This window comes from Phaeobacter sp., assembly GCF_022825805.1.
Classification (GTDB): Bacteria; Pseudomonadota; Alphaproteobacteria; order Rhodobacterales; family Rhodobacteraceae; genus Phaeobacter.
This window is the reverse complement of sequence record NZ_JAJDWC010000066.1, coordinates 1-21,439: the sequence shown is the minus strand read 5'-3', so window position 1 is coordinate 21,439 and position 21,439 is coordinate 1. Positions and strand designations below refer to the sequence as shown.

The window sequence follows — 21,439 nt, the reverse complement described above, 5'->3', positions numbered from 1 at the left end:
GGGGATAATCTACATAAGGTCATCGATTTTTACGATAAAATTCGCTCAGGCAGCACCAAACAGACCGAGAGCAATTTAAGAGGCGATGCCACGCTGGTATCTGCATCTGCACGTTGACAAATCCGTAACCAATGTCACGTTAAAATGAACAGGTCTGAGGTATGACAGGAGCCCACATGCGCATTCTATTGGCGGACGATCACGATATGGTCCGAGAAACCATCTCAGCATATCTGACGTCCGAAGGTGGCGCGACCGTGACTTCTGCGATCGATTTACCATCCGCGTTGAAAGAAATCGCCGATCAGGGCCCGTTTGATCTGGTGCTGCTGGACTACAACATGCCGGGCATGAGTGGGTTGACCGGGCTCAACACCGCGCTGGAGGCCAATGGCGGCAAGGGCGTGGCCATCCTGTCGGGCAGCGCGCCTGCCAAGATCGCCAAAGATGCGCTGGATGCCGGTGCCATCGGGTTCATCCCCAAAACCATGGGGGCGCAATCGCTGTTGAATGCTGTGCGGTTCATGAGCGCGGGTGAAATCTACGTGCCCGTCGATCTGATGCGCCAAGAAGAAGAGGCCCCTGCCCATCCCCTTGCAGACAAGCTCAGCCCGCGTGAGATTGAGGTGCTTGATGGTCTGTGCCGCGGACTGTCGAACAAGGAAATCGCCCGGGAATTGGACCTGCAAGAGGTCACGATCAAACTCCATGTGCGCACATTGTGCCGCAAGCTGGACGCCAAGAACCGCACGCAGGCTGCGCTGACGGCGAAAGAGGCAGGACTTTTTTAACCTTTTATGTCAGTTAGTTTCACGCCGAAGTTTATGTAGCATTTTGGAGCCCACCGACAGGGTTGCCGCCGGTCGAATACGGTTGCCTGCCGTCGTCGCCAGTCTTCTTATTCACCAGGCTCCTTGATCGCCGGTCTTAATGGCTGGGTTCATGAACTCGGTCGGTCGCCCATGCAGTGCGATGCGTGTCAACAGCCTGGCCCACGCGGTCCAGCGGCAAAGCAAACAGTCGCCCGCTATCGATAAGCTTCGGCAGGACGGCACGTTCAAATCGGGTGTCGGGCAGCTGTCGATACGCGCTTTGATCCAGCAGCACCTTACCCCGGTGGTGCAGGCCGGACCGGACAGCTTTGCGCGCCAGGGACACCGCCGCATCACCCATGGCGTGAAGCGCGCTTTGCAGCACATCCCATCGTGCCAGATAGCAGCCAGAGCCGCAGACCCCGTTGAAATTGGCCGGTGCACTGCCCAAAGGCGGTGCCGCATCAAACCGGCGCGACACAGCGTGCAGCTCGCCCTGGGCCTCCGACGTGGGGGCAAGCTGCAACCAGCCATAGTGGCCCATTGGGCCGAGGCGGCGCGTGCCAGCGGCCACCAATGCCCCCGTGGACGCCGCCTGCTGCCCCTCCTGGATCAAAGGGGTCATGTCCTGCGCGGGGGCACCGCCGCGACACAGCTGCACCACAAGAACAAAATCATCGGCGGTCACGCTGCTCCACTCCTGCAGCGCTGTCATCGCCGCACAAATCGCCCCGGCCGAGCCCCCCTGTGTCGGCTCAAGGACGAACTGCCCGACGCCGCCGATGTCCTGCAATTGCCGACACGACACAGCGCGATCGCGGTGATCAGCGACCAATGTTGGCGGTGCGGTGAGATTGCGGTGCAAGGCGCGCAGCAAGTCCTGAAACGGGCTTTCGCCATCGCCGCGTGGTTGAAGATGAGAAGGTAAGGCAGCGTGGCTCGATCCCGCAGCGGGCGATTGTGTCAAAGAGGTCTGGTGCAATGAGCCTGCCAAAACAATCGGATAGATCATGTCGCTGCCCCCCGCTTAGTTGCCGTAGGTTCAGCCTACGGCGTTCGGCGAACACAGTCTTCTATCCGGAGGGTTCATAAAACCTGCGCAAAAGTATAGGTGCCGCAACGTCAGGGTGGAAATGGCAAAATGCATATATCGGAAGGTGTTGCGCAGGGGCGGAAATTCAAACGACAGGCACATCACCGCAACCACACCCCAGCTGCATTCGCGGGGTTGCGCGGGACGGATGACAGCCGCTGCCGGGGCGGGTAAGATTGACCCCATGACCAATCACGCAACCACAACACCGGTCTCTTCGATCCGCAACCTGGGCCCAGCCTTTGAAAGCGCCTGCCACGCGGCGGGGATCCCCTCTGCAGAGGCGCTGCGAGAGCTTGGTGCTGATGCGGCCTATGCGAAACTGCTGGAAAACGGCACCAAGCCGCATTTCATCGGCTACTATGTGCTGGTGATGGGGCTACAGGGGCGGCCGTGGAATGATTGCAAAGGCGACGAGAAGAAAGCGCTGCGACAGCGGTTCGATGCGATCAAAGCCCGCAGTTTCGACCAGGATCTCTCCGCATTGGAGCGTGCCCTTGATGACATCGGCGTCATTGCCCGCCGCTAAGCTCTGCACTGAACCCGGCAGAGGGCAAAGCCAGTTCAAACGGGATCGCTCTGCCGAATATACAAAAAAACCGCGCCAGAAGCTCTGACGCGGTTCTTGTTCGTCTCATGACGGAACCTGTGGCTTAGCCGACCAGTTCCAGACCGGAGAAGAAGTATGCGATTTCGACTGCAGCCGTTTCAGGCGCGTCGGAACCGTGCACGGAGTTTTCGCCAACGGATTCGGCGAACTCGGCGCGGATGGTGCCTGCAGCGGCGTCGGCTGGGTTGGTGGCGCCCATGACTTCGCGGTTTTTCGCGATGGCGTTTTCGCCTTCCAGAACTTGCGCAACAATTGGAGCAGACGCCATAAATTCGCACAGTTCGTCGTAGAACGGACGCTCTGCGTGCACTTTGTAGAACTCACCTGCCTGAGCTTTGGTCAGGTGAATGCGCTTTTGTGCGACAACGCGCAGACCTGCGTCTTCGAACTTGGCGTTGATTTTGCCGGTCAGGTTGCGGCGGGTTGCATCGGGCTTGATGATCGAGAAAGTACGTTCCAGTGCCATCGGGCGATCTCCTAATTGAGGTGTTGAACAATCCGTCGCCACAAGCCGCTTTGGCAGCCAATGGCAGTCTCGCGCCGCCTAACATGGCTGCGCCGATATGGGAAGGGGGATGTTTGTCCGGGCGGCGTTGCAGCGGAAATTACACCGTGGTGGCCGGTTCCTGCAGATCGACCCAGCGCACATAGAGCGCGCCAGCCAGAGCGATCACACTGCACAAGACGATCAGGCCCAACACCGCAAAAGGCGCGTTGCTCTCTGTGACCAGACTGCCAGTGGCAGAGGTCAGCAGCGCACCAATCGCAACACCCAAGGCGCCCGACAGGCCAGAGGCGCTGCCTGCCAGTTCCGGGCGGATCGACATCAACCCAGCGCTGGCATTGGCCACGGTGAGACCATTGCCAAATCCAACCAGCACCGCAGAGGCAAAAAACACCGCCACATTGCCCAGCCCGAGACCAAAGGCCGCGAGGCCCAGCAGCGGCCCAAGCAAGGATGACACGCGCCCCGCCAGAATTAAGGTCAGCAAGGGCAGCCGCCGGACCAATCGCGCCGAGACATAGTTGCCGACGACAAAACCGCCGGTGATGATGCCAATGCCCAGCCCGACCTGAGCCGTGTTGAGATCAAACCACGCGGTGGCCACCATCGGCGCACCCGTGATGAAACAGTAAAACCCGCCAACGCCAAACGCGATGCAGACGCTGTAGCCCCAGAACCGGCGGGCGCGAAACAACAGCGGGTAAAGGGCCATCTGTTGCCGGAAGGTGCCGGATTTCAACGTATTGGTTTCGCCAAAATCCACCCACACAAGGGCCAGAACCAGCGCCCCCATGAGCGAATAGAGCCAGAAGGACGCGCGCCAGCCAAACAGGCTGTCCAGAACCCCACCCAACATCGGCCCCAGCATGGGGGCCACGGCCATCGCCATGGTGACATAACCCAGGGTGCGCGCGGCCTCCGTCGGGTCGTACATGTCGCGAATGGCTGCGCGGGGCACCACCGTGCCCGCCACCACCGCGCTCTGCAGCAGGCGAAACAGCAGGAACCAGATGATCGTCTGAGCCAGAGCCGCTCCGATGGACGCCACAGTGAACAGCGCCGCAGCGCCGATCAGCACCGGACGTCGCCCATATCGGTCGGACAGCGGCCCGATGAGGAGCTGCATGGGCGCTGAAATCAGCAAGAACCCTGCCACCGACAGGTTCGCCTGCGCATAGCTCACCCTATAATCGGCGGCGATGTTGGCCAGCGATGGCAAGAACATGTTCAGCGCCAGCACCGACAAAGCGCTGCTGACGATCAGAGTGACCAGACGCGGATGGTGGCCTGCAGGGCGCATAAAATAAGCTTTCTCAAAATCGATCCCCTAGACCTATCACGCTCTGAGAGCTTGTCTACTGGCGCCAAGGCAGCTACGGGCAAGGTCAGGAACCCGGCGCGCGATGCAATTGCCATTGACCGCTGCTGTGGATTGGACAACAGAGGGTCCCATGCTACGGATCAAAGATATTTCTTATGCGGTCGAAGGCCGCCCGCTGATTGAACATGCCTCTGTCACCATTCCGGACGGGCACAAGGTGGGGATTGTTGGTCGCAACGGCACCGGCAAATCGACGCTGTTTCGGTTGATCCGCGGAGAGCTGACGCTGGATACCGGCGATATTTCTCTTCCGTCCCTCGCCCGCATCGGCGGCGTGGCACAAGAGGTGCCCTCGTCAGAAGTGACCATTCTTGACACGGTGCTGGCCGCCGACACCGAACGTGCCGCATTACTGGCCGAGGCAGACAACGCCAGCGACCCCAACCGCATTGCCGAGATCCAGACCCGACTGGTGGACATCGACGCGTGGTCCGCCCCTGCGCGGGCGGCCTCGATCCTCAAGGGGTTAGGGTTTGACGATGACGAACACAGCCGGCCCTGTTCGGCCTATTCCGGTGGCTGGCGCATGCGCGTGGCCCTGGCTGGCGTTTTGTTTGCGCAGCCAGATCTCTTGCTGTTGGACGAGCCGACCAACTACCTCGATCTGGAGGGCGCTCTCTGGCTGGAGAGCTATCTGGCCTCCTACCCCCATACAGTGCTGGTGATCTCTCATGATCGCGGCTTGCTGAACCGGGCGGTGGGCTCGATCCTGCACCTGGAGGACCGCAAGCTGACGCTTTACCAGGGCACGTATGATACATTCGCAGAAACCCGCGCGGCGCGGATTGCAGCGGCGCAATCGGAGGCGCGCAAGCAGGACGCCCGTCGCGCCCATTTGCAGAGTTTTGTTGATCGCTTCAGGGCCAAGGCAACCAAGGCCAAGCAGGCGCAGTCCCGCCTGAAGATGATTGAAAAGATGAAGCCGATCTCCACCCCGCAGGAAGCGGCGATGCGCGCCTTCACGTTTCCCGAGCCCGAAGAGATGTCGCCGCCGATCATCCATATCGAGGGCGGCACCACCGGCTATGGTGAGGTGGAGGTTCTGAAACGGTTGAACCTGCGCATCGATCAGGATGATCGGATTGCGCTCTTGGGTAAGAACGGACAGGGCAAGTCCACGCTTTCCAAACTCCTGTCGGATCGACTGCCGATGATGGCGGGTGCCATGACACGTTCGGCCAAGCTGCGGATCGGCTATTTCGCGCAGCATCAAGTCGATGAACTCTATGTGGATGAAACGCCGCTGGATCACCTGCGCCGCCTGCGCCCGGAGGAGACGCCGACGCGGTGGCGCAGCCGGTTGGCAGGGTTTGGCCTGGGATCAGAGCAGGCCGAAACCGCAGTCGGGCGTTTGTCAGGCGGCCAGAAAGCGCGGCTGTCGCTGCTGATCGCCACCATTGATGCGCCGCATATGCTGATCCTCGATGAGCCGACCAACCACCTGGACATCGAAAGCCGCGAGGCGCTGGTGGAGGCGCTGACGGCCTATTCCGGTGCGGTCATTCTGGTCAGCCACGATATGCATCTGTTGTCTTTGGTGGCGGACCGGTTGTGGCTGGTGTCGAACGGCACGGTCAAACCATACGAAGGGGATCTGGACAGCTATCGCGATATGTTGCTGGCGCGCGAAAAGCCCGTGGAAAAGACCGCGCCCAAAGCTGCCGCCAAACCCAAACGGGCCAGCCGCGACGAATTGCTGGCGCTGCGCTCTGAGGTGCGCAAATCCGAAACGCGTGTCGAAAAGCTGACCGAAATGCGCGAAAAGCTGGATGAAAAGCTGGCCGATCCCACACTCTACGCAAGTGGCAAGGCCGCCGATATCGAAGTCTGGCAGAAAAAACACGCCGAATGCCTCGAGGCGCTCATCCGCGCGGAAGGTCTGTGGATGGATGCATTGGAAAAACTGGAACTGGCAGAAGCGCAATGATCGACACCGCTTTTCTGATCACCTCTTTTGTGACGTTATTTGTGATCATCGACCCGATTGGGCTGACACCGATTTTCATCGCCATGACACAAGGGATGAGTCCACAGCAAAAACGCAGCATCGCCCTGCGGGCCACGCTGACGGCGATGGGTTTGCTGGCGCTGTTTGCCGCCCTTGGCGAGGCGGTACTGGGGTTTGTCGGCATTTCCATGGCGGCGTTTCGCATTGCCGGGGGCGTTTTGCTGTTTCTCACCGCGTTGGACATGCTGTTTGAACGACGCAACAAACGGCGCGAGGACCGCAGCGAAGAAGACGATTTCGAAGACCCGTCGGTCTTTCCACTGTCGATCCCGCTGATTGCCGGGCCAGGATCCATTGCAACCGTGATCCTGCTGACTGGGCAGCAGCCTGGGATCTACGGCTTTGCGATGGTGATGGGCGTGGTCTTTGCGGTCCTGTCTATCCTGTTGATCCTGTGTCTGTTTTCCGGCGTCTTGGAGCGGCTGCTGGGCAAGACAGGCATCACTGTCGTGACGCGCTTGCTGGGCATGTTGTTGGCCGCTTTGTCGGTCCAGTTTGTGCTGGATGGGTTGCGTGCCTTTGGCTTTGCCAGCTGATCAGATGGGCGCACCGGCCCTCGCAATCGCTGGTGCGCCACCCTATGTATTCTGCGCTGGCACAAGACCAAGCACAGGAGACACGCGGTGACAGGCGACGACTACGCGCAGCTGATATATCTGGCCATTTTGCTGGTGGCGATTGGTGCGTGGGTGTTTGTGCAAAACCGCCAGGGGATTGGCAAAACCGTTCAGCAGCTGGCGATTTGGAGCTTCATCTTTCTTGGGGCAATCGCGGCCTTTGGCCTGTGGGAGGATATTCGCAGCACGCTGCGCCCACAGCAGACCGTGTTGCTGAACGAAGGGCGTGTTGATGTCCCGCGTTCTGCCGATGGGCATTACTATCTGACGGTGGAGGTCAACGATGTGCCGGTGCAGTTTCTGGTCGACACCGGCGCAACCTCCGTGGTGCTGAACGAAGCTGATGCGCGCCGGGTCGGGATCAAACCGGAAAACCTGGCCTTTGTCGGCCGCGCGCGCACCGCAAATGGCGAGGTCCGCACCGCTCGCACCCGGGTCTCTGCGATGTCATTGGGCGGGATCACCGATCGCAATCTCAGCGTGTCGGTCAATCAGGGGCAGATGGATCAATCGCTGCTCGGCATGGACTATCTGCAGCTGTGGTCGAGCATCGAGATCCGCAATGGCGCCATGGTCCTGACACGATAAGCCGAGCACATATGGGGCCAGACCTGGGCGCGGCATAGTGGTCCGGGCTACGGCGGGCACGACCTCTTCAGCGTGATGCCATCTGCAAGAGTCGATCAGCTGCCGCTCTCGGCCTTCTTCTCCCATTTGCCGGATTCCTCCGACCAATACTGCGCCGCACATCCCGCGTTTGTCAGCGCTTTCCACTGCGTCCGCGCATGCGCCACGGCGTCCGGGTCGGTGCCATCAAACAGGATGCACACGCGTTCCAGATCGCCCACCTCGCCCGCGCCCACCTCTGCACCGTCCACGGACATCAAACAGTGGCGCTGTGCGATCGGCTCCAGGCTGGTGGTCAACAACACTGGCTGCAGATGATCACGGGGGCCACCTGCCACGCCGTGCGGCAGAAAGTGATCTTCGGGGCCAAGCCACAGCCGGTCGTCCAGCCAGGTGATCCGATCCTGATCCTTTCCGCGCACGACGATGCGCCAGCCTGCACCCATGGCCTTGTCCAAGAGGACAGGCAGGGTTTCAGCCAGCGACCGTCGCGTCAGGTGGTAGAAGTAAACAGCCCCCATCAGATCACTCTGCTTTGCACTCAGCGGTCCTCATAGAGGTCCTGGACCATCCGGCTCAGCGCCATCACACCCCAGCCGGTGGCGCCTTTGGGCGCGTAGTCGGTTGCGGATTTGACCGAGGCCACACCAGCGATGTCGAGATGGATCCAAGGCGTGCCATCCTTCACAAAACGCTGCAGGAATTGCGCCGCGGTGATCGAGCCTGCCGGGCGCCCGCCCACGTTTTTCATATCCGCGATGCGTGATTTCAGCTGATCATCATAGGCCTTGCCAAGTGGCATGCGCCAAGCGCCCTCCCCCTCTGCGGCGGCCGCTTTGAGAAACGCGTTGCAGAAGCCATCGTCGTTGGAAAACACGCCCGCGTTTTCGTGGCCCAGACCGATGATGATCGCGCCAGTCAGTGTGGCGAGATCAATCATTCCTGCGGGTTTGAACCGCTCCTGCGCGTACCACATCACATCGCAGAGCACGAGACGGCCTTCGGCGTCGGTGTTGATGATCTCAACCGTGCCACCCTTCATGGAGGTCACGACGTCGCCTGGACGGGTGGCATTGCCCGATGGCATGTTTTCAACCAGTCCGACCAGACCAACCACATTGGCCTTGGCCTTGCGCAGCGCCAGCGCCCGCATCGTGCCAGCGACCACGCCAGCGCCGCCCATGTCCATGGTCATGTCTTCCATGCCACCGGCGGGCTTCAGCGAAATGCCACCGGTGTCAAACACAACGCCCTTGCCCACCAAAGCCAACGGGGCGGCATCGGCGGCACCACCGTTCCAGCGCATCACAACGACCTTCGAGGGGCTGTCAGACCCCTGCCCCACCGACAGAAGCGTGCGCATGCCCAATTCGGCCAGCTCTGCCTCTTCCAGCACCTCGACCTCAAGACCCAGCGCCTCCATCTCGACAAGCCGGTTGGCAAATTCTGTCGTGGTCAGCACGTTGGCAGGTTCATTGACCAAATCGCGCGTCATGTGCACGCCTTCGGCCACGGCTGCCATCGGGGCAAACGCGGTTTCGGTTTCAGCCGGGCTCTTGTGGGCAATGACGATTTCGCCCACGGTGCTGTCCTGGCTGCTTTTGTGCGCATCAAACCGGTAGTCGCGCAGCGCCATGCCCAGCGCCAGATCTGCGGCCTTGACCATCGAGCCTGCGAGCACGGTGATGGTTTTACCGCCGCCGAGTGCGGCCAGTTTTGCGCCTGCTTTGCGGGCCTCCGTCGCGGTGAGCTTGCGCGGGGTCACAAGCACGTCCAGCGCCTCCACCTTCATCCCCGCAGGCCACGCCAGGGAAATCACATCGCCTGCTTTGGTTTTTTCAAAGGATTTGGCCTCGACCAGCCGCGCGATGGCCCCTTTGGTCAGCCGGTTTGCCGTGCGTGCCGCCTGCCCCAAAGTGCCCTCTGGCGTGATCTGGACCACGGCGCGCCCTTCCAGCTCTGACAGGGTTTTGGGGTCAAACTCAACAAAACGGGTCGGGGTCAGTGGACGCATCTGCAACGGCTCCTCATGCGGACAAGATCATTTCCCCCAACAGGTAGCTTGCTGATGGGCCGATGACTAGGGGCAGTTGCAGCAAACCGTTGATGTCGCAGCGCGATAACCCAGCCTTTGGACCAATCCACGACGTGCCAGCGGCGCCAAACCGGCCAAGCCTTGCCCATTGGGCACCGCCGCGCGATACGCCGCTAAATTGCAGTTTTCCCCGGCCAACAAATCCTCTAAGGTCTCCAAAAAACGAAGGCAGTTAGGTCTGGGGGGATCGAGTGTCACGCTACGACAGATATGTCCTGTCCCAATACCTGCTGTTTTTCGGCTTCTTTGCATTGATTCTGGTGGCTGTGTTCTGGATCAACCGCGCCGTAGTGCTGTTTGACCGGCTGATAGGGGATGGCCAATCCGCGCTGGTGTTTTTTGAATTCACCGCGCTTTCGCTGCCCAATCTGATCCGCATGGTCCTGCCGGTGGCGGCATTTGCGGCCTCTGTCTGGGTCACCAACCGGCTCAACAACGAAAGCGAGCTGACGGTTCTGCGCGCGACGGGCACCAGCCCCTGGCAGATGGCCAAACCAGCGTTGGTTTTCGGGCTGATCACCGCGATGATGATGTCAGTGTTGACCCATGTGCTGCTGCCAGTGTCCATCGCGACGCTGGATCAGCGGGAGTCTGAAGTGGCGCGCAATGTCACCGCCAAACTGCTCAGCGAGGGGGATTTTCTGCACCCTGCACGCGGAGTGACATTCTATATTGGGCGCATCGATCCTGATGGTACGCTGAACGATGTGTTCCTGTCCGACCGGCGCGATCCCGACCAGATTGTCACCTACACCGGCGGCAAAGCCTATCTGGTGCGTGATGACAGCCGCACCCATTTGGTGATGGTAGATGGCATGGCCCAGCGCATCGACACGCAAACGCGGCAGCTCTCCTCCACGATCTTTTCTGACTTCTCCTATGATATCAGCAGCCTGGCCAGCAAAGCAGAAGCAAAAACACGCAACATCCGCGCCATTCCGAGCACTGAGTTGCTGTTTGAAATGCCCCAGTTGGTCGCGGCAGGCCCCTATAGTGCAGGTGCTCTGGCTGAAGAGCTGCATCTGCGGTTTGCCCGCGCCTTCGTCTGTGTCGCGGTCACGCTGATCGGGTTTGCATCGTTGATGATGGGTGGTTTTTCACGCTTTGGCGTCTGGCGTCAGGCGCTGCTGGCCTTTGTGCTGCTGATTTTTGTCGAAGGTTTGCGCGGAGTGGTATCTGAACCGGTGCTGGAGAATGCCAACTACTGGCCACTGATCTATGTGCCGACGCTGGTGGGTCTCGCCGTGGGTGTCCTGTTCCTGCAATTGGCCGCCCGTCCGATCAGTGCGCTGCTGGCCCAGCGCCGGTCGCAGCCGGTCGAACCGCAGGAGGGCGCCGCGTGACCCTGGATCTCTACTATGCGCGTCGGTTCCTGCAGTGGTTTGCCATCATCTGCGCGGTTTTATTGACGCTGGTGATGTTGATCGACCTGAATGAACAGATCCGCCGCTTTGATGCGCAGGATTTGTCATTTGGGCAGCTGTTTGGGCTGACGCTGCTAAACGCACCCGCCGCGCTCAGTGAGTTTTTGCCCCTGATCATGATCCTGACCACAATCGTGTTGTTCGTGGGGCTTGCGCGCAGCAGTGAATTGGTGGTGACCCGGGCCATTGGCCGATCCGGCATCCGGGCCCTGGCGGCCCCTGTGTTGCTCGCGGCTTTGATTGGGGTCCTGGCAGTCAGCACCCTGAACCCGATTGTCGCGGCGACCTCCAACTACTACAGAACGCTGGCAGACACCTACCGAAATGGCGGGCCTGCCGCGCTCTCGCTCACAGGGGAAGGTTTGTGGCTGCGACAGGGGGGCAGCCAGGGGCAATCTGTGATCCACGCCACCGGCTATAGCGGCGATGCAGAGGCCATCACGCTCTATGATGTGACCATCCTGTCCTACGGACCCGAGGGCCGTCCCATTCGGCAGACCGTGGCGGAACGCGCTGCGCTGGACAATGGCGACTGGCTGCTGACCAAGGCAAAAGTCTGGCCGCTGGTGGTGGGGGTCAATCCTGAAACCAACGCCACCGAGCATGCCGATCTGCGGCTGTCCACCACGCTGACGTCTGAGCGGATCCGCGAAACGCTGGGAACTGCAACCGGGGTGTCGGTCTATGATTTGCCCGCAACAATCCATGATCTGGCAGAGGCCGGGTTTTCCACCAAACGATATGAGGTCTGGCTGCAGGTCGAATTGGCCCGGCCGCTGTTTTTGATTGCAATGGTGCTTGTCGGAGCGGCCTTCACCATGCGTCATGCACGGTTTGGCGGCACGGGACTGGCGGTTCTTTTTGCGGTCCTTCTGGGCTTTAGCCTATATTTTCTTAGAAATTTTGCACAGATCCTGGGCGAAAACGGTCAAATCCCCGTTGCCCTGGCTGGCTGGGCGCCGCCGATTGCGGCCATCCTGCTGACCATGGGTCTGCTGCTGCATGCCGAGGACGGATAACATGCGCCGCGCCCTGCGTCTTTCCACTGTTTTGCCTTTTCTCGCGATCGCATCAAGCGCGCTGCCGATATCCGCGCACGCTCAGATCCTGCCCCAAACCGCGCCACAGTTGCCGCAACAACGGGCCTTTGGCAGTGCAACCGTCGATGCACCAAGCGCACCCGCCATTCTGGTGGCGGATAAGCTGTTCATCACGCCAGAGCGTACATTGGTGGCAGAGGGCAATGTTGAGGCGTTTCAGGGCACCACCCGGCTCACCGCGCAGAAAATCACCTTTGATCAAACCGAAGGCGCCCTGAAGATCGAGGGTCCGATCCGCATCGACGAAGGCGAGACGATCACCATTCTGGCGAGCGCTGCGGAACTTGACCGCGACATGCGCAATGGTCTGCTTGTGGGCGCGCGCATGGTGTTTCAGCAGCAATTGCAGCTTGCCTCTCTGCAGATGACCCGTGTTGGCGGTCGATACACTCAACTCTACAAAACGGCCGTCACCTCCTGCCATGTCTGCAATGACGGACGCCCCCCGCTCTGGCAGATCCGGGCAGAACGTATCACCCACGACCAGCAGGAAAAACAACTCTACCTCGAAAGCGCGCAATTACGCGTCATGGATGTCCCGGTGTTTTATTTCCCGGCCATTCGCTTGCCTGATCCCACGCTGGAACGCGCCAGTGGGTTTCTTATCCCGTCTCTGCGCACCACCTCCAATCTCGGCACCGGGATCAAAGTGCCGTATTTCTTTGCGCTTGGCCCCCATCGCGACCTGACCATTTCCCCTTACCTGTCGTCGCGGACCAGAACGCTGGACCTGCGCTATCGGCAGGCATTCCGACGTGGCGATGTGGAGATCAACGGCGCCTACACACGCGATGATCTCTACCCCGGTGAGGGACGCGGATATGTCTTCGCCAAGGGTGCATTTGGCTTGCCCAATGACTTCAACCTCCGGTTTGATTTCAAAAGCGTCTCTGACGATGCCTATCTGGTCGACTACGGCCTCGAAGACCTGGACCGCTTGCGCTCAGAAGTGGTGGTGTCGCGGGTCAAACGCGACAGCCTGTTCCGCGCCAGTGCGATTTCCTACAAGACCTTGCGCGACAGCGAAAATCAGGACCTGATCCCCTCGTCCATCGGCAATGTCTATTACGAGCGTCGCTTCTTTCCCGACGGGGTCGGCGGTGAGCTGCGCCTGTCGCTGGAGACCCACGGACACAACCGCACCTCTGATATCAGCGGCACGCTGACAGATCCGGGCGGGCGTGATGTGGGGCGCACGACGCTCGATCTGGACTGGCAGCGCAACTGGCAATTCACCAATGGGCTGGTCACCGAACTGGCGCTGGGGGCCGCGGCTGACGCCTTCCGGGTTTATGATGACAGCGCCTTTGACGGCAACAGCACCCGGTTCAGCCCGCGCAGCGCGATCACATTCCGCCTGCCCATGGCGCGCAGCGAGCAAAATGGCGCGCGTCAATTCATCGAACCCATCCTGCAGATCGGCTGGACAGATATCGGCAATACAGCCGTGCCCAATGATGAAAGCAATTTTGTCGAATTCGACCGTGGCAATCTGTTGGAGCTGTCGCGCTTTCCGGCCACCGACGCGCGTGAAGATGGCGTCACTGTAGTTTACGGGCTGAATTGGGCCCGCTACGCGCCAAGCGGCTGGCAGGCCACCGCCACCATTGGTCAGGTCTTTCGCGAAGACAGCGACAGCCGCTTCACCAAAAGCTCGGGCCTTGGCGGCACCTCCTCTGATCTGCTGATGGCCGCGCAGCTGCGGCTGAACAACGATCTGGCGATTTCTACCCGCGGCTTGCTGAACGGGTCATTGAACTTTTCCAAGGCCGAGGTTCGCGGCGATTGGATGACCAAACGCAGCACGCTGACCGGCACCTATCTCTGGCTGGGCACCGACCCAGCCGAGGGCCGATCCGAGGAAACCTCCGAACTCTGGTTTGATGGCTCCTATGAGGTCACGCCCGGTTGGACCGCCAGCGCCAATCTGCGCTATGATATTTCTGACGCCCGCGCCACCCGTGCGGGCCTTGGGCTGGTCTATTCGAATGAATGCGTGACGGTCGATCTTTCGGTAAACCGTCGTTATACATCAACAACAAGTGTTGAGCCGACCACCGATTTCGGCTTTACCATCGCGTTAAACGGTTTCTCCGTAGACAGCGGCAGCAAGAGTTACAGGCGATCATGCAAAAACATCTGACACCCGGTTTCAAACATGTCTTTCTGCAACGCGCAGGCGCCATCGCGCTTGGCCTGACACTTGGCCTGACACTTGGCCTGACCACCGCTCTTGTCCTGCCCCCGGTCGGCGCCGCCCAGGCGCAGGGGCTGTTTTCCCCGGCCATCACCGTCAATGACGGCGTGGTGACGAATTTCGAACTGGAGCAGCGCACCCGCTTTTTGACGCTGCTGCGCGAACCCGGTGATCCCGTTGCAAAAGCCCGCGAAGATCTGATCCTGGACCGCCTGAAAGAAGACATCCTGGCCCAGGCCGGGATCGCGCCAACCGACGAAGAGGTCGTCGAGGGCATGACCGAATTGGCCTCTCGCGCCAATCTCACGCTCGAAGAGTTTGTCCGCGTGCTCGCCGAAAACGGCGTGGAGCAGGAAACCCTGCGAGATTTCTCACGCGTGGGCCTGGCCTGGCGCGAATATATCGCCTCCCGCTATCTGGGACAGGCGCGGCCGAGCGAGGAAGAAATCGACCGTGCCATGGGGTTGTCAGGATCCGGTGGCGTCGAGGTGCTGCTGTCCGAGCTGATCATGCCGATCAACGCGGAAAATGCAGCCCAGGTCGAAGAGATCGCGCTGCAAGTGGCCCAGATCAACACATTGGCTGATTTTGCACAGGCCGCGACCCAGTTTTCGGCCACTCAGACACGCGCCTCCGGCGGGCGACTGCCGTGGATGCCACTCACAAATCTGCCGCCACAGCTGCAGCAGGTTGTTCTGGAGCTGAACCCCGGTCAAGTGACCGCCCCCCTGCCGCTGGATGGGGCTGTGGCCCTGTTTCAGCTGCGTGACCTGCGCGAAACCGTTGGCGCCGCGCCGAGCTATGCGGCGATTGACTATGCCACCTATCTGATCCCGGGTGGTCGCAGCCCCGAAGCCTTGGAAACCGCCGCCGAAGTCATGGCCCAGGTTGATACCTGTGATGATCTCTATGGCGTGGCATTCGGTCAGGACCCCGCGGTGCTGGAGCGCAACAGCCTGGCCCCTGTGGCCATTCCGCAGGACGTCGCGATCGAATTGGCCAAGCTCGACCCAAATGAGACCTCCGCCGCGCTGACCCGCAACAATGGCCAGACGCTGATGGTGCTGATGATGTGTGGCCGCACCGCAACCGTAAACGCCGAAGCCAGCCGCGAGGCCATTGGCAACGCCTTGACCCAGCAGCGCCTCGGAGCTTTCTCCGATAGCCTCCTGGAGCAGCTGAAGGCCGACGCCCGGATTGACTTCAAATGAGCCTGAAAACCGCACGCCAGCCCATCGCGCTCAGCTGTGGGGAGCCTGCGGGGATTGGCCCGGAACTGGCCGTCAAAGCCTGGGAAACACTGCGCGACAGCTGCCCCTTTGTCTGGATCGGTGACCCCCGGCACCTTCCAGCAGACTGCCCCTGGCAACAAGTGGAGCAGCCCGCAGACGCCATATCCATCAGTGCCGAGCATCTGCCGGTCTATCCGCTAACTTTTGCCGCGCCCGCGGAACCGGGCCAAATCGACCCAGCCAATGCCGCTGGCGTCATCAAGGCCATCGAAACTGGTGTCAAACTGGTTCAAAGCGGACAGGCCAGCGCGCTTTGCACAGCGCCCATCCACAAGAAGGCACTGATGGATGGGGCTAATTTTGCCTTTCCCGGCCATACTGAATTTCTGGCCCATCTCGGCGGCGACGTGCCCGTGGTGATGATGCTCGCCAGTCCGCAATTGCGGGTGGTGCCTGCCACCATTCACATCCCGCTGTCGGCTGTACCACATCAACTGACCCCTGCGCAGCTGCGCCAGACCATTGAGATCACGGCCCGCGGGCTGCGCGATCAGTTTGGCATCGCACATCCCCGGATCGCGGTGGCTGGGTTGAATCCCCATGCGGGCGAAGATGGCGCCATGGGGCGCGAAGAGTTGGAATGGATCAACGCCCTGCTCGCAGACATGCAAAACGACAGCTACGACCTCAGCGGACCACATCCCGCCGACACGCTGTTTCACGCTGCGGCACGGACCCGATATGATGCGGCGATCTGCATGTATCATGATCAGGCGTTGATCCCGATCAAAACGCTGGATTTTGACCGCGGCGTCAATGTCACCCTGGGGCTGCCGTTTGTGCGTACCTCTCCTGATCATGGAACAGCCTGTGACATTGCCGGTCAGGACATCGCCAACCCCACCAGCCTGATCGAAGCCCTGCGCCTGGCGCAGCGGATGGGCGCCACCCCTTGAAACTTCCTCTTGCCCGAAATATCCCCGCCGGAGGCATGAAAACCGCAGGCACCCGCCTGCGCCCCGTTGCAAGAGAGCCCTGACATGAGCGCAATAGACACGCTGCCACCGCTGCGCGAGGTGATCGAGACCCATCAATTGGCCGCGCGCAAATCGCTTGGTCAGAACTTCTTGCTGGATCTCAATCTGACCGCAAAAATTGCGCGCCAAGCCGGCGATCTGAGCGGATGTGACGTGCTGGAAATCGGCCCCGGTCCCGGCGGTCTGACCCGTGGTCTGCTGGCCGAAGGCGCGCGCCGGATTCTGGCGGTCGAAAAAGACAGCCGCTGCCTGCCTGCATTGGCCGAAATCTCGGCCGCCTACCCCGGCCGCCTGGACGTCATCGAAGGCGACGCGCTGGAGGTCAACCCCCTGGCGCATCTGCGCCCACCGATCCGCGTTGCCGCCAACCTCCCGTACAATGTGGGCACCGAACTGCTGGTGCGCTGGCTGACGCCAAAAGCCTGGCCACCGTTCTGGCAGAGCTTGACATTGATGTTTCAAAGAGAGGTTGCAGAGCGCATTGTGGCGCAACCGGGCAGCAAAGCCTATGGTCGCCTCGCACTGCTGGCGCAATGGCGCTCTGATGCGCGCATCGTGCTGAGCCTGCCACCAGAAGCCTTCAGCCCACCGCCGAAGGTCCATAGCGCGGTTGTTCACCTGACGGCGCTGGAGCAGCCGCGTTTTCCCGCAGATCCAGGTATATTGAACCGGGTTATCGCCGCCGCGTTCAATCAGCGGCGCAAGATGCTGCGCGCCAGCCTGAAGAGTGTCAGCCCCGCGATCGAAGATCACCTGGTCGCTGCGGGCATTCCGCCAACAGAGCGCGCCGAACAGGTTGGTCTGGAGGCGTTCTGCGCCTTGGCAAGATCGGTCAAATCCGAAATCTGACTCGCTGGAATTTGACAGCCAAAGATTCGGCCAGCCCGCAATCACACCGACCGAGATCCCACAATCCGGGCGGCCTTGACCGGGCACTCATATTAGACCGGGCTGCCTGACCAACGCATCTGCCTAAATTTCTGACCGAACATCCAAGATGCAAAAACCCGGCCCTTTTTCAAAGGCCGGGTTTTCTGTTTTAGACAGCCAATCCATTGATTGGGCAATCGAATTATTCTGCAGCTTCTGGCGCGTCTTCGGTCGGCGGTTTTGCCTTGGCGCGGCTGGCGCGTTTTGCCGGAGGCTTGCGCTCGGCGGGGGTATCACCTTCGCCTTCCGCTTTGGCCGCCTTTGGCTTTTCAGCGGCGGCTTTGCTGCCCTCTGACTTGGCTGCGTCTTTGCCTGCGTCCTTGGCCGCATCCTTTGTGGCATCGGCCTTTGGTTTGCGGCTGCGCGGCTTGCGGGCAGGCGCTGGCGCCGGTTTCGGCTCGTCCTGATCAGCTGCGGATTGCTCTGGTGTCTCCACCAGACCGCTGTCGTTGTCACCTTCGCGCGGGTCGACAACATCCGTGTCGCTCGGCGCGGCTGCGGCCTCTTCGCTGCGGTGGGCTGCTTCACGTTCCTGACGTTCCAGCCGTTCTGCGCGCTCGCGATCCCGCTCAGCCTGACGTTCGCGGTTCTGGCGTTCCTGCTCTTCGCGGCGCGCCTCGATTTCACGCTGGGCCTCGTTCAGCATTCGCAGATAATGTTCTGCGTGCTGCTGAAAATTCTCTGTCGCAACGCGGTCATTGCTCAGCTGCGCATCACGGGCGAGCTGATTGTATTTATCAATGATCTGCTGTGGGGTGCCGCGCACCTTGCCTTCGGGCCCGGAGCTGTCGAAGACACGGTTGACAACATTGGCCCCCTGAGGGCGGTTCCGGTTCGACTTGGAACGCGAACGTGATTTTGACGATCTCATATGCCTACGTCAGCCTTGATTGTAGTTGTCTTGATCCAAGATTGGCGCGAAACGGCGCCGGATCATCGACTATTTTGGGCTTGGCGTCGCCGGGAGGGGTAAACGCCCTCGCTCACAAGCGACACCTTTGACTAATCCTTTTCCGCCCTCTCACACAAGGGGGTGGATCAAAATATCCGGGTTTTTTCTTTCAAATCTGCAAATATCGGTGGTTTTTCACCGATCGCCCCCAGTTTTTTCGCTCTTTCTGGCCGAAACGACCCGATCGCGCCCATCCAGATCGCGGATGACCTGGATCTGCTCAAGGCCTGCATCTGCCAGCAACGCCTGCACCGCCTGCGCTTGTGTCGGACCAATTTCCAACAGAACCCGACCTTCGGTGGTCAGATGCTGGGCCAGACCTGCGGCAAGCACGCGATAAGCCCCAAGACCATCCCCCCCATCTGTCAGGGCCATTTCCGGTTCATGGCGGCGCACCTCGTCAGATAGCGTCGGCATTTCATCCAAGGCGATATAAGGCGGATTGGACACGATCAGATCAAACTGGCCATCAACGGAGGCAAACCAATCGGATTGCAGGATTTCGGCCCGTTCCTCCACCCGGTGCAACACCGCATTGGCGCTGGCCTGCAAACAGGCCGCTTCGCTCAGATCCACCCCAACCCCGGTTGCCAGAGGCTGTTCTGCCAGCAGCGTGACCAAAATGCAGCCTGAGCCAAGCCCGAGGTCGAGGACACGGTCAAAGGGCTGTGCCAATGCGGCCTCGATCAGGCATTCGGTTTCCGGCCGCGGATCCAGCACATCGCCCGAGACCTTGAACCGACGGCCATAAAACTCACGCTCGCCAATCAAATGAGAGACCGGGACGCGAATGGCGCGCAGCGAAATCAGCTGATCATAGCGTTCCGCGATATCCAGATCCAATTCTTCAGGGGCAATCAGGGTCACCCGGCTGGCCTCGATCCGGGCGGCGTGGGCCAGCAACACGCGGGCATCACGCGCCGGATCAGAGACCCCAGCCGCGCGCAACCGTGCCGCCGCAGAGGCCATCGCCTGCGCCGCTGTCATGGGCCCGTTCACAGCGCCATCTCGGCAAGGCGGCGGGCCTGATCATCCGCAGTCAGCGCATCAATCGTTTCATTGAGATCGCCCTGCATGATCTGATCCAGTTTATAGAGCGTCAGATTGATGCGATGGTCCGACATCCGCCCCTGCGGGAAATTATAGGTCCTGATCCGTTCGGAACGGTCGCCGGATCCCACCTGGCTGGCGCGATCTGCAGAACGCTCGCTGTCGATGCGCTGGCGTTCCAGATCATAGAGCCGGGTGCGCAGGACCTGCATGGCGATTTCCCGGTTGCGGTGCTGGGACTTCTCAGAGCTGACCACGATGATGCCAGTGGGGATATGGGTGATGCGCACCGCGGAGTCGGTTGTGTTGACGTGCTGACCACCGGCACCTGATGCGCGCATCGTGTCGATGCGCAGATCTGCCGGATCAATCCGCAGGTCGACCTCTTCCGCTTCCGGCAGAACGGCAACAGTGGCCGCGGAGGTGTGGATACGACCGCCAGATTCCGTCACCGGCACCCGTTGAACCCGGTGCACACCTGATTCGAACTTCAACCTGGCAAAAACGTTGTCGCCCTTCACATGGGCGACCACCTCTTTCAGCCCGCCAAGTTCTGTGGTCTGCTCTTCAATGATTTCAAACGTCCAGCCCTGCGCCTCGCTGTAGCGCTGGTACATGCGCAGCAGATCACCCGCAAACAGCGCCGCCTCGTCGCCGCCGGTGCCCGGACGGATTTCCAGCATCGCAGGCTTGCGATCTGCCGCATCGCGCGGCAACAGCGCCAATTGCAAGGCGTGTTCTGCATCCGGCAAGGCCGCTCGCAGCGCAGGCAGCTCTTCCTCAGCCAATTCGGCCATATCGGGATCCTGCAACATCAGCTCTGCTTCCTGCAGATCGGCCTGCAGCTGTCGATAGGCCGAGATTTGGTCTGCGACAGGCCGCAATTCTGAGTATTCTTTGGCCAACGCCGCAATATCGGCGCCACTGACCCCATCTGACATCGCCGCCTCAAGGTATTCAAACCGCTGCAAAATCTGTTCAAGGCGCTCTTCGGGGATCATGCGGGAGGGGTCCATTTCAGTGTGATTTTGGCGGATGCGTGGTCTTGTGATATGCTAGCCGTATGAAACATGCCAGTCTTCATATCCCGGTGATCACCGCGCAGCGCGGGGCCTGCGACAGGCAAACAAGGGGCAGATCCATCTGCGCCATGTTGGTCGGCACGCTGATCGGTGGGCTGTTCGGCTTTGGCACCGCGGATCACGCGACGGCAGATGTGATCGGCCCAGGCGGGCGGACCATTGATTGCTATTGTACCGACAAGAGCGGTGCCCGGATAGAGCTGGGCGAATACACCTGCCTGCAGGTCGATGGGCGCATGTTCACCGCCCAGTGCCAGATGTCGCTCAATGTGCCGATGTGGCGGGAAATCCAGAACGGCTGCCTGTCGTCAGAGGTGCAGCCGCTGCTGCAATCCACCAGCCGTAATCTGCCACCGCTTGACCGCTCATAACCCGCGCGCGGCGCCACCTGCGCCCTTAGCCATCCGATGCCAGTGACGCGGGGTCCGTGACCGACGGTGGAAGATCCATGGCACCGATCCACTGGTTGATGCGGGCATTGTTCACCCCCAGATCCGAACGGCCAAAGCGCAAGCGGGCGTAAACCTTCAGCAAATCGCCATCCTGCCCCCAAGTTCGACAGTTAATCGCGTAAGTATTTGATATTTTTCACCCGGAAGTGGCGTTTGTGTGACGACAACAGGCTGTCAGGCCGGTTTTGGCAGGTTCAGGGTTGCGAAGAGGTCGAGTTGCTCCGGAGTGATTTTG

The 21,439-nt window shown here is 60.6% G+C and carries 21 protein-coding genes; 12 read left to right on the top strand and 9 right to left on the bottom strand.

Annotated features, from left to right (window positions below; genetic code table 11):
• The first annotated feature begins 176 nt into the window (after window positions 1-176).
• Window positions 177-791 carry a response regulator transcription factor gene (locus tag Q0C28_RS07090; protein WP_293574180.1) on the top strand — a complete coding sequence of 205 codons (615 nt, stop codon included), beginning with the start codon at window positions 177-179 and terminating at the stop codon, window positions 789-791.
• 136 nt (window positions 792-927) lie between these two features.
• Here Q0C28_RS07090 and Q0C28_RS07085 read toward each other — a convergent pair whose 3' ends face one another.
• On the bottom strand, window positions 928-1,824 hold the full coding sequence (locus Q0C28_RS07085) for a hypothetical protein (RefSeq protein ID WP_293574178.1): 897 nt from the start codon (window positions 1,822-1,824) through the stop codon (window positions 928-930).
• A gap of 265 nt (window positions 1,825-2,089) precedes the next feature.
• Between Q0C28_RS07085 and Q0C28_RS07080 the strand changes: the two genes are divergently transcribed.
• On the top strand, window positions 2,090-2,434 hold the full coding sequence (locus Q0C28_RS07080; RefSeq protein WP_293574176.1) for a TfoX/Sxy family protein: 345 nt from the start codon (window positions 2,090-2,092) through the stop codon (window positions 2,432-2,434).
• Between the two features lie 124 nt (window positions 2,435-2,558).
• On the opposite strand, the gene ndk is transcribed toward Q0C28_RS07080, so the two are convergent.
• Both ndk and Q0C28_RS07070 read right to left on the bottom strand, forming a co-directional pair.
• On the bottom strand, window positions 2,559-2,981 hold the full coding sequence (ndk, locus tag Q0C28_RS07075; protein WP_293574174.1) for a nucleoside-diphosphate kinase: 423 nt from the start codon (window positions 2,979-2,981) through the stop codon (window positions 2,559-2,561).
• Window positions 2,982-3,120: 139 nt separating this feature from the next.
• Window positions 3,121-4,320: a multidrug effflux MFS transporter gene (locus tag Q0C28_RS07070; protein ID WP_293574172.1), complete on the bottom strand. Its 1,200-nt coding sequence runs from the start codon at window positions 4,318-4,320 to the stop codon at window positions 3,121-3,123.
• Window positions 4,321-4,471: 151 nt separating this feature from the next.
• On the opposite strand from Q0C28_RS07070, the gene Q0C28_RS07065 reads away from it, so the two are divergent.
• The 3 genes from Q0C28_RS07065 (at window position 4,472) to Q0C28_RS07055 (ending at window position 7,614) form a co-directional block, all read left to right on the top strand.
• A complete protein-coding gene (locus Q0C28_RS07065) occupies window positions 4,472-6,328 on the top strand; it encodes an ABC-F family ATP-binding cassette domain-containing protein (RefSeq protein WP_293574170.1) in 1,857 nt (618 codons plus the stop codon).
• Entirely contained in the window at window positions 6,325-6,945 is a 621-nt protein-coding gene (locus tag Q0C28_RS07060; RefSeq protein WP_293574168.1) for a MarC family protein, read from the top strand. The genes Q0C28_RS07065 and Q0C28_RS07060 overlap by 4 nt, the downstream gene beginning before the upstream one ends.
• 87 nt (window positions 6,946-7,032) lie before the next feature.
• Window positions 7,033-7,614 carry a TIGR02281 family clan AA aspartic protease gene (locus tag Q0C28_RS07055; RefSeq protein WP_293574166.1) on the top strand — a complete coding sequence of 194 codons (582 nt, stop codon included), beginning with the start codon at window positions 7,033-7,035 and terminating at the stop codon, window positions 7,612-7,614.
• Window positions 7,615-7,709: 95 nt separating this feature from the next.
• Here Q0C28_RS07055 and Q0C28_RS07050 read toward each other — a convergent pair whose 3' ends face one another.
• Window positions 7,710-8,174 carry a DNA polymerase III subunit chi gene (locus tag Q0C28_RS07050; protein ID WP_293574164.1) on the bottom strand — a complete coding sequence of 155 codons (465 nt, stop codon included), beginning with the start codon at window positions 8,172-8,174 and terminating at the stop codon, window positions 7,710-7,712.
• A gap of 20 nt (window positions 8,175-8,194) precedes the next feature.
• Complete coding sequence (locus Q0C28_RS07045) at window positions 8,195-9,667, bottom strand: leucyl aminopeptidase (protein ID WP_293574162.1); 1,473 nt, start codon at window positions 9,665-9,667, stop codon at window positions 8,195-8,197.
• A gap of 272 nt (window positions 9,668-9,939) precedes the next feature.
• Between Q0C28_RS07045 and lptF the strand changes: the two genes are divergently transcribed.
• The 6 genes from lptF to rsmA all read left to right on the top strand — a co-directional run bounded on the left by lptF (window position 9,940) and on the right by rsmA (window position 17,587).
• Window positions 9,940-11,091, top strand: coding sequence for an LPS export ABC transporter permease LptF (gene lptF / locus Q0C28_RS07040; protein ID WP_293574160.1), 1,152 nt, complete (start codon window positions 9,940-9,942; stop codon window positions 11,089-11,091).
• Window positions 11,088-12,191 (top strand): LPS export ABC transporter permease LptG, encoded by a 1,104-nt coding sequence (gene lptG / locus Q0C28_RS07035; protein WP_293574158.1) that lies wholly within the window; start codon window positions 11,088-11,090, stop codon window positions 12,189-12,191. The genes lptF and lptG overlap by 4 nt, the downstream gene beginning before the upstream one ends.
• 1 nt (window position 12,192) lies before the next feature.
• Window positions 12,193-14,415, top strand: a complete 2,223-nt coding sequence (gene lptD, locus Q0C28_RS07030) for an LPS assembly protein LptD (RefSeq protein ID WP_293574156.1) — start codon at window positions 12,193-12,195, stop codon at window positions 14,413-14,415.
• On the top strand, window positions 14,400-15,680 hold the full coding sequence (locus tag Q0C28_RS07025; RefSeq protein ID WP_293574154.1) for a peptidylprolyl isomerase: 1,281 nt from the start codon (window positions 14,400-14,402) through the stop codon (window positions 15,678-15,680). The genes lptD and Q0C28_RS07025 overlap by 16 nt, the downstream gene beginning before the upstream one ends.
• A complete protein-coding gene (gene pdxA, locus Q0C28_RS07020) occupies window positions 15,677-16,657 on the top strand; it encodes a 4-hydroxythreonine-4-phosphate dehydrogenase PdxA (RefSeq protein WP_293574152.1) in 981 nt (326 codons plus the stop codon). Before Q0C28_RS07025 ends, pdxA begins: the two co-directional genes overlap by 4 nt.
• Before the next feature lie 84 nt (window positions 16,658-16,741).
• Window positions 16,742-17,587: a 16S rRNA (adenine(1518)-N(6)/adenine(1519)-N(6))-dimethyltransferase RsmA gene (gene rsmA / locus Q0C28_RS07015; protein ID WP_293574150.1), complete on the top strand. Its 846-nt coding sequence runs from the start codon at window positions 16,742-16,744 to the stop codon at window positions 17,585-17,587.
• A 223-nt stretch (window positions 17,588-17,810) separates the two neighbouring features.
• On the opposite strand, the gene Q0C28_RS07010 is transcribed toward rsmA, so the two are convergent.
• The 3 genes from Q0C28_RS07010 to prfA all read right to left on the bottom strand — a co-directional run bounded on the left by Q0C28_RS07010 (window position 17,811) and on the right by prfA (window position 20,671).
• Window positions 17,811-18,539 carry a DUF4167 domain-containing protein gene (locus tag Q0C28_RS07010; protein ID WP_293574148.1) on the bottom strand — a complete coding sequence of 243 codons (729 nt, stop codon included), beginning with the start codon at window positions 18,537-18,539 and terminating at the stop codon, window positions 17,811-17,813.
• Between the two features lie 216 nt (window positions 18,540-18,755).
• The gene (gene prmC, locus Q0C28_RS07005) at window positions 18,756-19,607 is read right to left on the bottom strand and encodes a peptide chain release factor N(5)-glutamine methyltransferase (RefSeq protein WP_293574146.1); all 852 of its coding nucleotides are present in this window, start codon (window positions 19,605-19,607) and stop codon (window positions 18,756-18,758) included.
• An 8-nt stretch (window positions 19,608-19,615) separates the two neighbouring features.
• Window positions 19,616-20,671 carry a peptide chain release factor 1 gene (prfA, locus tag Q0C28_RS07000; RefSeq protein ID WP_293574276.1) on the bottom strand — a complete coding sequence of 352 codons (1,056 nt, stop codon included), beginning with the start codon at window positions 20,669-20,671 and terminating at the stop codon, window positions 19,616-19,618.
• Between the two features lie 149 nt (window positions 20,672-20,820).
• Here prfA and Q0C28_RS06995 point away from each other — a divergent pair, with 149 nt between their 5' ends.
• Complete coding sequence (locus Q0C28_RS06995; RefSeq protein ID WP_293574274.1) at window positions 20,821-21,123, top strand: hypothetical protein; 303 nt, start codon at window positions 20,821-20,823, stop codon at window positions 21,121-21,123.
• Between the two features lie 25 nt (window positions 21,124-21,148).
• Here the strand turns inward: Q0C28_RS06995 and Q0C28_RS06990 are convergent, their stop codons facing one another.
• The gene (locus Q0C28_RS06990; RefSeq protein WP_293574144.1) at window positions 21,149-21,286 is read right to left on the bottom strand and encodes a hypothetical protein; all 138 of its coding nucleotides are present in this window, start codon (window positions 21,284-21,286) and stop codon (window positions 21,149-21,151) included.
• Window positions 21,287-21,439 lie beyond the last annotated feature (153 nt).

Excerpts from the sequence above, each read along its gene's own strand:
- Q0C28_RS07045 (WP_293574162.1), bottom strand. The coding sequence starts at position 9,667 with ATGCGTCCACTGACCCCGACCCGTTTTGTTGAGTTTGACCCCAAAACC.
- rsmA (WP_293574150.1), top strand. The coding sequence starts at position 16,742 with ATGAGCGCAATAGACACGCTGCCACCGCTGCGCGAGGTGATCGAGACC.
- Q0C28_RS07070 (WP_293574172.1), bottom strand. The coding sequence starts at position 4,320 with ATGCGCCCTGCAGGCCACCATCCGCGTCTGGTCACTCTGATCGTCAGC.
- Q0C28_RS07065 (WP_293574170.1), top strand. The coding sequence starts at position 4,472 with ATGCTACGGATCAAAGATATTTCTTATGCGGTCGAAGGCCGCCCGCTG.
- Q0C28_RS07025 (WP_293574154.1), top strand. The coding sequence starts at position 14,400 with ATGCAAAAACATCTGACACCCGGTTTCAAACATGTCTTTCTGCAACGC.
- Q0C28_RS06995 (WP_293574274.1), top strand. The coding sequence starts at position 20,821 with ATGTTGGTCGGCACGCTGATCGGTGGGCTGTTCGGCTTTGGCACCGCG.
- pdxA (WP_293574152.1), top strand. The coding sequence starts at position 15,677 with ATGAGCCTGAAAACCGCACGCCAGCCCATCGCGCTCAGCTGTGGGGAG.
- Q0C28_RS07085 (WP_293574178.1), bottom strand. The coding sequence starts at position 1,824 with ATGATCTATCCGATTGTTTTGGCAGGCTCATTGCACCAGACCTCTTTG.
- ndk (WP_293574174.1), bottom strand. The coding sequence starts at position 2,981 with ATGGCACTGGAACGTACTTTCTCGATCATCAAGCCCGATGCAACCCGC.
- Q0C28_RS07010 (WP_293574148.1), bottom strand. The coding sequence starts at position 18,539 with ATGAGATCGTCAAAATCACGTTCGCGTTCCAAGTCGAACCGGAACCGC.
- prmC (WP_293574146.1), bottom strand. The coding sequence starts at position 19,607 with ATGACAGCGGCGCAGGCGATGGCCTCTGCGGCGGCACGGTTGCGCGCG.
- Q0C28_RS07080 (WP_293574176.1), top strand. The coding sequence starts at position 2,090 with ATGACCAATCACGCAACCACAACACCGGTCTCTTCGATCCGCAACCTG.
- Q0C28_RS07060 (WP_293574168.1), top strand. The coding sequence starts at position 6,325 with ATGATCGACACCGCTTTTCTGATCACCTCTTTTGTGACGTTATTTGTG.
- lptD (WP_293574156.1), top strand. The coding sequence starts at position 12,193 with ATGCGCCGCGCCCTGCGTCTTTCCACTGTTTTGCCTTTTCTCGCGATC.
- Q0C28_RS07090 (WP_293574180.1), top strand. The coding sequence starts at position 177 with ATGCGCATTCTATTGGCGGACGATCACGATATGGTCCGAGAAACCATC.
- prfA (WP_293574276.1), bottom strand. The coding sequence starts at position 20,671 with ATGATCCCCGAAGAGCGCCTTGAACAGATTTTGCAGCGGTTTGAATAC.
- Q0C28_RS07050 (WP_293574164.1), bottom strand. The coding sequence starts at position 8,174 with ATGGGGGCTGTTTACTTCTACCACCTGACGCGACGGTCGCTGGCTGAA.